At 61.6% G+C, this 12,935-nt stretch carries 5 protein-coding genes; 1 reads left to right on the forward strand and 4 read right to left on the reverse strand.

The window, feature by feature from the left end:
• The first annotated feature begins 86 nt into the window (after positions 1 to 86).
• Positions 87 to 7,247, forward strand: coding sequence for a retention module-containing protein (locus tag ACYZTY_RS06165; RefSeq protein ID WP_461957733.1), 7,161 nt, complete (start codon positions 87 to 89; stop codon positions 7,245 to 7,247).
• A 393-nt stretch (positions 7,248 to 7,640) separates the two neighbouring features.
• Here the strand turns inward: ACYZTY_RS06165 and ACYZTY_RS06170 are convergent, their stop codons facing one another.
• From ACYZTY_RS06170 to lapD, 4 genes are all read right to left on the reverse strand, one after another.
• Positions 7,641 to 8,000 carry a DUF6124 family protein gene (locus ACYZTY_RS06170; RefSeq protein WP_461957734.1) on the reverse strand — a complete coding sequence of 120 codons (360 nt, stop codon included), beginning with the start codon at positions 7,998 to 8,000 and terminating at the stop codon, positions 7,641 to 7,643.
• Positions 8,001 to 8,505: 505 nt separating this feature from the next.
• Positions 8,506 to 9,741 (reverse strand): Ig-like domain-containing protein, encoded by a 1,236-nt coding sequence (locus ACYZTY_RS06175; RefSeq protein ID WP_461957735.1) that lies wholly within the window; start codon positions 9,739 to 9,741, stop codon positions 8,506 to 8,508.
• Positions 9,741 to 10,853 carry a hypothetical protein gene (locus tag ACYZTY_RS06180; RefSeq protein ID WP_461957736.1) on the reverse strand — a complete coding sequence of 371 codons (1,113 nt, stop codon included), beginning with the start codon at positions 10,851 to 10,853 and terminating at the stop codon, positions 9,741 to 9,743. Before ACYZTY_RS06180 ends, ACYZTY_RS06175 begins: the two co-directional genes overlap by 1 nt.
• Before the next feature lie 130 nt (positions 10,854 to 10,983).
• On the reverse strand, positions 10,984 to 12,924 hold the full coding sequence (gene lapD / locus ACYZTY_RS06185) for a cyclic di-GMP receptor LapD (RefSeq protein WP_461957737.1): 1,941 nt from the start codon (positions 12,922 to 12,924) through the stop codon (positions 10,984 to 10,986).
• Between the last annotated feature and the right edge of the window lie 11 nt (positions 12,925 to 12,935).

Below are 12,935 nucleotides of genomic sequence, written 5' to 3' on the forward strand. Positions count from 1 at the left end.
ATCCGCCAGGCAAACCTGCTTGAACCATGAGCACGTTCTTCGCACAAACAGGGTGCCGACAGCGGTTGGCAGCGGAGGAAATGCAAATGGCAACGCTCATCGGTATCGTCAGTAAAGTCATTGGTCAGGTGTTCGCGGAAACGAGCGGTGGCACCCGACGTGCGCTGGTCGAGGGCGACCGATTGTTCGCCGGCGACCAATTGATCACCGGGGCCGAAGGCGCGGTGGCCGTGGAATTGGAAAATGGCCAGGAACTGACCCTTGGGCGTGGCAGCAGCCTGCAGATGACTTCCCAGCTACTGGCGCATCAGGCACCCCATGTGGATACCGCTGAAGCTGTGACGCCGACTCAGGCGCAACTGACCGATGTCGAGCAACTGCAAAAAGCTATCGCAGCCGGTGATGACCCGACTCAAACGGCTGAAGCCACGGCGGCCGGAGCTGCTCCGACCGGCGCACCCGGTGGGGCGGCGGGCGGTGGCCATAGTTTCGTCATGCTCGAAGAAGTGGGCGGGCGGGTCGATCCCGTCATTGGCTTCCCCACCGCGGGCTTCAACGGCATTCCTGAATTTCCGCTGGAACGGCTGGCCGGTGATCCGGACAACGGCGACAACGGTGCCGGTTCAGGCGGGACAGGCGTCCTGCCGAACAACCCGGTCACCCTCGCGGGCCTGTCGGTGGCAGGGGGCGAGCTGACCCTTAACGAAGCCAATCTCGCCGACGGTTCTGCCAGTAATCCGGGCGCGTTGATCCAGAACGGCACCTTCACCGTGTCGGCCCCCGACGGGCTGACCAGCCTGAGCATCGGCGGGATCAACGTGATCACCGGCGGGGTGGCCGTCGGTTTCCCGCAGTCGATCACCACACAACTGGGCAACACCCTGACGATCACCGGTTACAACCCGGCCACCGGCGTTGTTAGTTACAGCTACACGCTGGTCGGCAACGACACCCATTCGGCCGGCGACGGTGCCAACAACCTCAGCGAACAGTTCACCGTGGTTGCCGGTGATTCCAATGGCGATACCGCCACCGGCACGCTGGACGTCAACATCAAAGACGACGTGCCCAAAGCGGTCGATGACAGCAACGCCAGTATCGCCTCGGAAAACCTGGTGACCCTGACCGGCAGCGTGCTGCCCAATGACTCGCAGGGTGCTGACCGCATTCCCACCGGCCCCAACAGCGGGCCGATCATCGGCGGCACCTTCACCGGGACATATGGCACCCTGGTGCTCAATCCCAACGGCACTTACACCTACACGCTGAACATCAGCGACGCCGATTTCAAAGCACTGAACGGTGGTGGCAGCGGCACCGAAACCTTCACCTACACCCTCACCGATGCCGATGGCGACACCAGCACCGCCAACCTGGTGCTGCAAATCCACAACAACGATGACCCGGTCACGATTGGCGGCCTCAATGTCGAGGGCGGCGAACTCGTCGTCTACGAGAAAAACCTCAGCGACGGCAGCAGCCCCGATACACCGGCGCTGACCCAGAGCGGCACCTTCACCATCACCGCCCTCGACGGCGTGCAAACCCTCAGCGTTGGCGGCATCAACGTGGTGGTCGGCGGTGTCTCCGCAGGCTTCCCGCAATCGATCGTTACGCCGCTCGGCAGCACGTTGACCATCACTGGGTTCAACAGCGCAACCGGCGTGGTCAGTTACAGCTACACCCTGGTCGATAACGAAGCGCATCCGACCGCGAATGGCGCCAACAGCCTTTCCGAGCAATTCGCCGTCACCGTGGTGGATGACAACGGCACCACCGCCAACGGCAACCTCGACGTGAATATCGTCGACGACCTGCCCAAAGCGGTCGATGACAGCAACGCCGGCACCGCCTCGGAAACCCTGCTGACCCTCAACGGCAACGTGCTGACCAACGACACGCAAGGTGCTGACCGCGTGGCCATCGGCGAAAATGCCGGCCCGATTACCCCCGGCACCTTCACCGGGATTTACGGCACCCTGGTGCTGAACGCCAACGGCACGTACACCTACACCCTGAACACCAGCGATGCCGACTTCAAAGCGCTGCACGGCAATGGCAACGGCACTGAAACTTTCACCTACACCCTCACCGATGCCGACGGCGATACCAGCACCGCCAACCTGGTGCTGAACATCCACAACAACGACGACCCGGTGACCCTCAACGGCCTCGACGTTTACGGCGGTGAACTGACCGTCTACGAGAAAAATCTCAGCGATGGCACCAGCCCTAACACGCCAGCCCTGACCCAGAGCGGCACCTTCACCGTGACCGCCCTCGATGGCCTGCAAACCCTGACGGTCGGCGGCATCTCCGTGGTCAGCGGTGGCGTGGCCGCAGGCTTCCCGCAATCGATCGTCACCCCGCTGGGCAGCACGCTGACCATCACCGGCTACAACCCGGCCACCGGCGTGATCAGCTACAGCTACACCCTGGTGGACAACGAAACCCATCCAACCGCCAATGGCGCCAACAGCATTACCGAGAACTTCAACGTGGTGGCGACGGACACCGACGGCAGTACCGCGTCGGGCCAGATCAACGTCAACATCGTCGACGACCTGCCCACCGCCCACGCGGACTATGCCTCGGTCGCGGAAGGCGCGACCGTCTCGGGCAACGTGCTGGATAACGACATCGGCGGTGCCGACGGCCCGGCGCTCAGTGGCGCCGTGATTGGCGTGCGCGCAGGCTCGGACACATCGACCTCGGCCATCGGTGGCCTGGGCACCAACATCAACGGCACCTACGGTTACCTGACGCTGGATGCCAACGGCAACGCGACCTACCACAGCAATCCCAACGCGGTGAACGGCCCGGGCGCGACCGACGTGTTCACCTACACCGTGCGCGATGCCGATGGGGACGAAAGCACCACCACCGTCACCATCGACGTGTCCAACAGCAGCATCGTCGCGTCCACCGATACCGACGTGACCGTCTATGAAAAAGCCCTGGACCTGACCAAGGACGGGCAAGACCTGGCGGCCGGCACGGTCATCGGCAGCGACCCCACCAGCACTGGCGAAACTGCCAAGGGCACACTGGTCGGCTCGGTCACCGGGGCGACCGGCGCGATCACCTACACGCTGGTCGGCAGCGCCACGGGCAACTATGGCCAGCTCCAGCTCAACCCCAACGGCACGTACACCTACACCCTGACGTCGCCGGCGACCACCACGCCGCATGCCAACGACGGTGCGAATGCGCTGACCGAAAGCTTCACCTACAAAGCCACCGATTCGTTGGGCAACAGCACCACCAGCACCATCGTGGTGAAGATCGTCGATGATGTGCCAAAAGCCGTCAACGACAGCAACACCGGTACGGCGTCGGAGGCCGTGCTGACGCTCAATGGCAACGTCCTGACCAACGACGTTCAGGGCGCGGACCACGTCGCCACCGGGCCGAACGCCGGGCCTGTGACCCCCGGCACCTTCGCCGGGACTTACGGCACGCTGGTGCTCAACGCCAATGGCACGTACACCTACACGCTGAACACCAACGATGCCGACTTCAAAAACCTGCACGGCGGCGGCAACGGCACCGAAACTTTCGCCTACACCATTACCGATGCCGACGGCGATACCAGCACCGCCAACCTGGTGCTGAACGTCCACAACAACAACGACCCGGTCACCCTCAACGGCCTCGATGTGTACGGCGGTGAACTGACCGTCTACGAGAAAAACCTCAGCGACGGCACCAGTCCCAATACGCCGGCGCTGACCCAGAGCGGCACCTTCACCGTGACCGCGCTGGATGGTCTGCAAACCTTGACGGTGGGCGGCATTACGCTGGTCACCGGCGGCGTGGCGGCAGGCTTCCCGCAATCGGTGGTCACACCGCTCGGCAGCACGCTGACCATCACCGGTTACAACCCGGCCACCGGCGTGGTCAGTTACAGCTACACCCTGGCGGACAACGAAACCCATCCAACCGCCAACGGCGCCAACAGCATCACCGAGAACTTCAACGTGGTGGCGACGGACACCGACGGCAGCACCGCGTCGGGCCAGATCAACGTCAACATCGTCGATGATCTGCCGACCGCCAAAGCGGACACGGCGAGCGTGACCGAAGGCGGCACGGTCAGCGGCAACGTGCTGGATAACGACATCAAGGGCGCCGACGGCGCGGCCTCCGGCGGTGCTGTGGTCGGCGTGCGCGCGGGCTCGGACACGTCGTCCTCGGCCATCGGCGGCCTGGGCACAAACATCAACGGCACCTACGGCTACTTGACTCTGGATGCCAACGGCAACGCGGTTTATCACAGCAATCCAAACGCCGTGAGTGGGGCGGGCGCCACGGACACGTTCACCTACACCGTGCGCGATGCCGATGGCGATGAAAGCACCACCACCATCACCATCGATGTGTCGAACAGCTGCATCAAAGCGGTCACCGATACCGACGTGACCGTCTACGAGAAAGCGCTGGACCTGAGCAAGGATGGTCTGGATCTGGCGGCCGGCACCGTCACTGGCAGCGACCCGGGCAACACCGGCGAAACGGCGACTGGCACCCTCGTGGGTTCCGTCACCGGCGCGAGTGGCGCGGTCACGTACACCCTGGTCGGCAGCGCCACCGGAACGTACGGGCAAATGCTGCTCAACCCCAACGGTACCTATACCTACACCCTGACTTCGGCACCGAAAACGTCGCCGAACGCCAACGACGGGGCCAACACCCTGAGCGAAAGCTTCACCTACAAAGCCACGGATGCCTCCGGTAACAGCACCACCAGCACCATCGTGGTGAGCATCGTCGATGACGTGCCCAAAGCGGTCGCTGCCGATCGTTCGGTCGCCGCGGTCGAGATCGATTCCAATCTGCTGTTGGTGATCGACGTCTCCGGCAGTATGGCCGACGCTTCGGGCGTACCCGGGCTGTCGCGGTTGGCGCTGGCCAAGCAGGCGATCAGTGCCTTGCTCGACAAGTACGACGACCTGGGCGATGTGAAAGTGCAGATCGTCACCTTCAGCAGCAACGCCACCGACAAGACATCGATCTGGGTTGATGTAGCGACCGCCAAGTCGATCATCTCCGGCCTGACTGCCGGCGGTGGCACCAACTACGACGCGGCTGTCGCGACGATGCAAACCGCGTTCAACACCTCGGGCAAGCTGACCGGGGCGCAGAACGTCGGCTACTTCTTCTCCGACGGCAAACCCAACGAAGGCGACATCGGCACCGCGGACGAAACCGCGCTCAAAGCCTTCCTCGATGCCAACAGCATCAAGAACTACGCGATCGGCCTGGGCAGCGGCGTGAGCAACGCCAACCTCGATCCGCTGGCCTATGACGGCAGCACGCACACCAACACCAATGCGGTGGTGGTGACTGATCTCAACCAGCTCAACTCGGTGCTCTCGGGCACGGTGGTCGGCGCGCCGGTCACCGGCACATTGCTGGAGGGCGGTACGTTCGGCGCCGATGGCGGCTTCATCAAAACCCTCGTGGTCGACGGCACCACGTACACCTACGACCCTAAAGGCAACAGCAATCAGGGCGCGCTGAACTTCAGTGGCGGCGCCAACCACGGCACGTTCAACACGGTGAACAACTCCATCAGCATCGCCACCAACAATGGCGGCACCCTGGTGGTCAACCTCGACACCGGCGAGTACACCTACACCTCGCAAAAAACCACGGCGGTGGTGATCACCGAAAGCATCGGCTTCACCGCCAGCGACAACGATGGCGACCTGGCCAGCTCCACGCTGACGGTCAAAGTCATTCCGAACGCGGCGCCGGTGGCGGTGGATGACCACATCATCACCAACGTGCTCTCGGGCAGCGTCGTGGTGCCGGGCGAGTTGCTGCTGGCCAACGACACCGATGCCAATGGTGATCCGCTGACGGCTTCACCCACCACCTTCACCACTGGCTGGATTTCAAAAGGCGCTGACTTCACCGGCACCGGGGCGATCAGCTTCTCCTCGACCGGCAACAACACCGCTAACCAGGTCTTGGCGAATGTGCGCAACGCCTTCGCGGCGAACGCGGCCACCATGACAGCCGTGCTGGTGGTCAGTGGTTACCTTGGAGGGGTGACCACCGGCAATGCCAACGATGAAGACCGGATTACCGTCAACCTGAAACAGGGCGAAACCCTCAACCTGGACCACAACCTGGCGGGTGGTCACATCGCCATGGAGTACTCGCTCAACGGGGGTGCATGGATCACCCTCGCGGACGGGCAAACCCTTACTGCGGCGGCGGACGGGACCTATCAGATCCACATCACCAACATCACCAACACCAGCGGCAACGGCGTGAACAACGCCGAAAACTACCAGCTGACCATGACCCTCAACTACGCCGGGGGCCACGACATCGCCCCGGATGCCCACGGCACCTACACCGCCAATGACAGCCATGGCGGCAGCGACAGCGCGGCCGTGACCATCAGCTATCAGGATGGTCACACCCTCACCGGCACGGCAGGCGACGATGTGCTGGTGGCGGGCGCCGGCAACAACGTCATCAATGCCGGCGACGGCAACGACGTGCTCACCGCCGGTAATGGCAACAACGAGCTGCGTGGCGGCGCCGGCAATGACTTGCTGTTCAGCGGCACCGGCAAGGACCTGCTCGACGGCGGCACTGGCACCGACACCGCGAGTTACGCCCACGCCAGTGGCGCGGTCACGGTCGACCTGAACCTGGCCACCGCGCAAAACACCGGAGGCGCCGGCACCGATACCCTGACCGCCATCGAAAACCTCACCGGCTCCAACTTCAACGACTCACTCACAGGCGATAACTTCAGCAATGTCATCAACGGTGGCTTGGGCGATGACATCCTCAAGGGCGGTGGCGGCGACGACTTCCTGATCGGCGGCCTGGGCAACAACACCCTCACCGGCGGGGCAGGGGCCGACACCTTCCAGTGGCTCAAAGGCAACAGCGGCCACGACCTCGTCACTGACTTCACCCCAGGCACCGACAAGCTGGACCTGTCGCAACTGCTGCAAGGCGAAAACAACACCGCAGCCTCGCTGGATGACTACCTGCACTTCAAAGTCATCGGCAGCGGCGCCTCGGTCCTGACCAGCATCGACGTCAGCGCCATGGCCGGCGCGGCCCCGAACCAGACCATCGACCTGGCGGGTGTGAACCTGGCCAGCCACTACGGCGTCACGCCAGGAGCGGGCGGGGTGGTCGCGGGCGGGCACGATACGGCGACCATCATCAATGGCATGTTGAATGACCATTCGTTGAAGGTGGATACGGTGTGATCTGAGGGCTGAAATCCGAAACGACAAAACCCGTCATTCCCGAAAAAGGAATGGCGGGTCTTTGTTGTCTGTAGCATCGCCATCGTCGGATCGCCGCCCGGAGCCGGCTCGCTCCCACAATTTTGATCTGTAGCGGTCGCAAAATCTGGATACACAGCAGGCCCGCTGTGGGAGCAAGCTTGCTAGCGATGAGGCCCAAAAGACTACTGCAAAACCTGCTGCCTGAAGAGCTGTTGTGGCGAGGGAGCTTGCTCCCGCTGGGGTGCGAAGCAGCCCGAAAACCATTCACCGCAGTTTTTCAGGTCACCCGCCTATGCCGGGAGGGCGACTGCTGCGCAGCCGAACGGGAGCAAGCTCCCTCGCCACAGAAAAATGTTCGCCGCTGGTTCTTTGCTAACCCTGCGGAACAAAATTATCCAGCATCCGATTCACCGCCAACTCCCCCAGCATCACCACCTGCTGAATCCCCAACACCGTATTGCGATGCGACCCCTCCATCAACCCCGCAAAATTACTCAGCATCACACTCGCCGACGCCAGGGTTTCGCAGGCGTTGACCAGCAGCGTTTCGTCGTTGGTGTCGGGGTCGATGGAGTAAATCGTGCTCGGTTTACGCGGGGTGTCTTGGGGAATGACCGGTTTGAGGTAGTAATCGAGGGCGCGGTCGGCGGCTTCGTTGAGTTTTTTGGAATCGGTTGTTTCGTAGGGGGAGACGTCGTCGGTTTCGGGTGGGTTGGGTGTGATTTTGAACATGGTGAAACTCCCTGATCAATGAGGCCGCCACGCATCGCTGCTAAACGAAAAGGGTGGCGACTGTACGCGGGTTAGCAGACCAGGGATCAAGGAACCCGGCGCACCGAAGTGCCCCACGCACAGTCACCAAAACGCCAATCAGGAGGCAAAAAAGCCGACTGATCTAGAGGGGACATCGCGTGCCTTGATATTTACCGAGCTGCTAAACCCGATCGCTGCATTTGCAACGACACGGAAACGATAGAGCGAGGGAGCAAGGCGCACAAGCCGGCGGATTCTGGCGCAGTCGTAGGTAACGGCGCAAGGATGTGTAGCCTGCGTGAGTGTCTGGAGATGTCTTTTAAACATCGCCGTTTATGCTCAATCAAATGTCGGAAGATAGAAAAGGGGAGGTAAATAAATACGTCCCCTTTTGTCTTTTCTTTTGTTTTTTTCCGTTTTTCCGGGGCACGAAGCGACAGACCACGATTGATATCGTGATCTGTCGCTGGGTTTTGCTCAACTTTTAGGGGGTATATTTAGGGGTAAATGTGTAGGTGGGGCTCAGGAGGTTACCGCCCATACGATCGTCCAATAAAGAGACCGTCTGGGGGATAGACTGCCCCCCGCTGAAGAACTGAACAAAGACGCTGCTTGAGGTCCAGACGGTGCCATTTGTCGAGATATTGACCGCCCACGCGGTGTCGCGCACGCCATTGAACCTAAAATATGTATACCCCTGAGGTCCCGGAGAACAGGTGCCAGTGAAGTGAATTGTGGCTGGCGTCGTGAGCGAACCACCCGGTGGAATTCGCACTCCGTTGGCGTAAACCCCTGTGATCGTCGGGGACCGCAGTGGAGCGTATCTGACCAGATTCCGGGCGTTGGAAACGGGTTCGGTCCCATAGCGCGCCCTGGCAGAGTAGATGTGCCCCCCCAAGCTCAGCACCGACACCACTAGCGTCCAGATACCGGTCACCAGGTCGGCAATGGCCTCTCCCATATCGGTGCCGCCGTCGAGAACCTTAACTTTTTGACCCTTGCTGGCAGTACCGGTCAGCGTTATGCGGGAGTCCACGGTGGAGCCACCATGGGGAATTTCCCCCTTGGAGTCCTTCACCGAACTGATGGTGGGCGCCACCTCGGCGATGACGGTCAACCTCCAGGCCGCTGATTCCGGTAATGTCCCGTAAGTCGCCTTCGCCGTATAGATGTGATCTCCCTGCGCCAGCCCTGTCAGGGTATGGCTCCAGTAGCCCGTGGCACCGACAGTGATCGTGTATTTCACTACGCCCTTGTCTCGCAGTTCGATCCTTTGATTGGCACTCGCGTTGCCAGTGAACACCAGCGTGGTCGCGGTGGTGGAGGTGCCATTGGGAATTTCCGGACCGCTGTCAGAATTACCTCTCACCGAGGTGATGGTCGGCGCCTCCAGCTCTATCGCCTTGATGGTATAGGTGCGATCCGGAAACACCGTGGCCGTGGCCGGGTTGTTGCTCTTGTCCATTGACACCTCGAACTTGATCGTCAGCGTGGTGCCGTGTCCGAGTTGCTTGAGGTAGCTGTTGGCCAGCTCGACAGGCCAGAATCCTTGACTGATCCAAGTGTCGTTGACCTGATCCGGGAGGCCGTCCCACAGCGCAAGGTTGTGCGCCGTGCCGTCCGCCTTTCTGCCTTCCAGACTCAGCCAGCATGGCTGGCCCGCTTCGATCAACGTGTGGAGCAGAGCGTGAATGGTCGCGTTTTTGCTGCCCAGCGCCATCAGGTCCAGGAGTTGTTGTCGTCGGCTTCGACGATCTTTGGCGGGATCAGCGCCGTCGCCGGCAGCGTCAGGATGTTCAGCAGCAAAGGTAATGAGGGGGAGGGTTTGCCGTTGCGTTCGACGACGTAGGTGACAGTCACCTGTTTGCCGAAGTTGTAGGCCAGCACCGAGCGCGGCACGGCGATCTCCAGACCGGCGCTGACCAGCCGTTGCGGGCTGGTGTAGGAGCCCGCCACCGCTGTGCCGGCCGCGGCTTGCCAGTTCACGCTAAACTTGTCGTCGGGTTGCAGCGAACCCTCCGGCACCAGCACCCGGACTTCCGGCAGGGTCGGGCTGAAGTTGTTGCCGATCATGCCCTTGACGGTAGGGGCCGGCAGGTCAAATCGATCGAGATGAATGGCCAGCCGCTTCTCCGGGGATTTGACCCGGTTGCCCAACTGGTCGATGACATGAAACTCGGCCACTGCACTCGGGTTGTCGCCCGCCTTCTGGAACGTGTCGGTGAACAGTGTGTGGGTGATTGGCCCCGTGCCGTCGGCGACGTCGAACCGGACCTGGGTGTCGCCCAACAGAAATTCAATACGGTCATAGTTGCGCCGGTTGGCATAGGTGAACCTGAACTCCACCCCCTGCGCCGCCCGTGCGGCGCTGACGCCGTCCTTGAGCACGTCGTCCGGGATCACCAGATCCAGGTTGTCCGCAGGCCGCAGGTGGTACAACACCAGCAGATCCCGAGAGGGTTCGGAGTTCCCCCCGACACGGGTGACCACGTAATGTAGACGGTTGACGCCCTGCATCAAATACCCGTGTGGCAGGTACAGACGCTGTCGCAGCGTCTCCTCACCCGGCTTGACGGTCACGCCTGCTCCTGGGACGAGAATGCCGTTGCAATACAAATCCAAGCGATCATCGGCCGCCATGATCAAGGAACGCAGCCCCAGCTCGCTCCAAGGATCGACCAGGAGTTCAAGGCCACGAGCCTGGCCATCGTAAAGGGCTTTTGGAATGCCGCCGTGGGCGATGCCGTCCGGTTTCACTGGCTCGACCCAGCCCGGGATGATAAAGGGGTACAGCACTAACAATGCTTTCAACTCGGCGGACTGGATATCCATTATGTTCTCCTGGAAGGTGACAAGCCCTGCGCTCTCTCGGGGCGAGGGTTGATCACACACCAGGCTGGGAAGACTGGCTACTGTCAGATCTGACAGGTTGGCGTGATTCCCAGACGAACGGTCATACCGCTCACATCGGCTCCGGCGGCCCGATCAACCGTCCCATCACTCCAAACACCCCCAATTCCCGAATCGCCTCCAGCTCCCCTTTGGTCTCGACCATTTCCGCGATCAACGGCAAATCAATACTGTTGGTCGCCCGGAAAATCGCATCAATAAACAGCCGCTTGTCACTCTGCTCATCGATGTGACGGATGTACGCCCCATCGATTTTCAGGTACGCCAACCCCAACTGCGTCAGATTGCCGATCTGGCTGAAGCTGCCGCCGAAGTGCTGCAAACCGATGCGGTACCCGGTGTTGAGCAGGCTGTGGCTCAGGCGCTGCAATTCTTCCGGCGGCGGCAGTTGGCGTTCGTCGATTTCCAGTGTCAGCAGGGGCGCCAGGTCGGGCAGTGATTCGAGCATGTCGATGATTTGTTTCAGCTGCGTTTGATCACGCAAGGTGCTGCCGGACAGGCTTAGCGCCAAGGGCCAGCGGTTGACGACGAGGTAGTCGAGGGTGGCTTCGAGCATTGCCAGGTCAAACCGTGCCGACCAGCCGAGACGCTCGATCCACGGCAGGAAATGCCCGGCGGCAATGGCCTCGCCCTGCGGGTCGAGCAGGCGCGCGAGGACTTTGTGGTGCAGCACCTGGCTGGTGTCGGCGCATTGCACGACGGGTTGGAAATACAGCTGCATGTTGCCCTGGGTCAACGCGTCGTCGATCCAGGTGCGCCAGTCGTGCTGGGTGTGGTTCGTCGCGGTATCGGAACGGGCCAGATGCACCCACGGCCGTTCCGGGTGTTGCTGGGCCTGGGCCAGCGCTTGATCGAGGCGCAGCAGGACGTCGGCGGCCGGTTCGCCGGGCTGATAGGCGACCACACCCAAGTGCGCCACCGGCATGCAATCGCTGGCGCCGGTCAGGCGTAGATTTTCCAGCGTGGCGCTGATTTCCGAGGCGAGGCGGGCCGCTTCGGTGCTGTCCAGGCCCGGTGTCAGCAGGCTGAATTCGCCACCACGGTTGCGCGCCGCCAGCCAGGTGCGCCGTTCCGGCAGTTGCGTCAGACGCTTGAGCAATTCGCCGACGGCGCTGATCAGCCCATCGGTGCGCTGACCGCCCAGGCGTTGGTTGAGGCCGATCAGATCGTTGATCCGCAACATTAGCAAATGGCCTTCGCTGCTTTGTTCGGAGATCAACAAATGATCGGCCAGTTGTTCATCGAGCAAGCGTCGATTGGCCAGGCCCGTGAGGCTGTCCTGATAGGATTCGGCGCGCAGTTTTTCGCTGCGCGTGGCCTCTTCGGAGAACAGCGTCTTGAGCTTTTCGACCATCTGATTCATGGCCAGCACCACGCGCCTCAGTTCAGGCGTGCGTGGCAGTTTTGGCAGGCTGAGGAACTCGCGCTTGCTGATGGCTTCGGCTTGTCTGACCATTTTGTCGAGCGGGCGCAATTGCCGGCGTAACAGCCATCCACCGAACACGGCGCTGAGCAGCCCACAGATCAACAGCCAGATCAGGCTGCCGAGAGTGCTGTCCCAGAGTTTTGCCAGAGCGAACTGGGGATTGCTCAGCACTTCGACCCGCGCCACTTGTTCCCAGCCGCGCATGATCAGCGCATCGCCACCTTCCGGGCGCAGGTTGACCAGGCTCATAAACCAGCCGGGCACGCCTTCGATTTGTGCCGGTGCGTTGCGCTCCACCAGCACCTTTTCATCAACGATACTGACGACGCGGATGCTGCGGAAATAGCCGCTGTCAAAAATCGAGCTGACCATCAGTTCGGTCATCGCCGGGTCGTCGATTTGTGCGGTCAACGACAACCCCAACGCGGTGGCAGCGTCCTGGGCGTGGGAGCGCAACTGGCCGAGCATTTGCTCACGGGAACTTTCAAGGCTGACAAAAAAACTGCCACTGAAGGCCACCAGCAGAAACAGGCAGATGGCGAGAAACAACTGTTTGCGCAGTGACATAAAAACGCTCC

It is taken from the genome of Pseudomonas sp. LB1P83 (assembly GCF_054897885.1).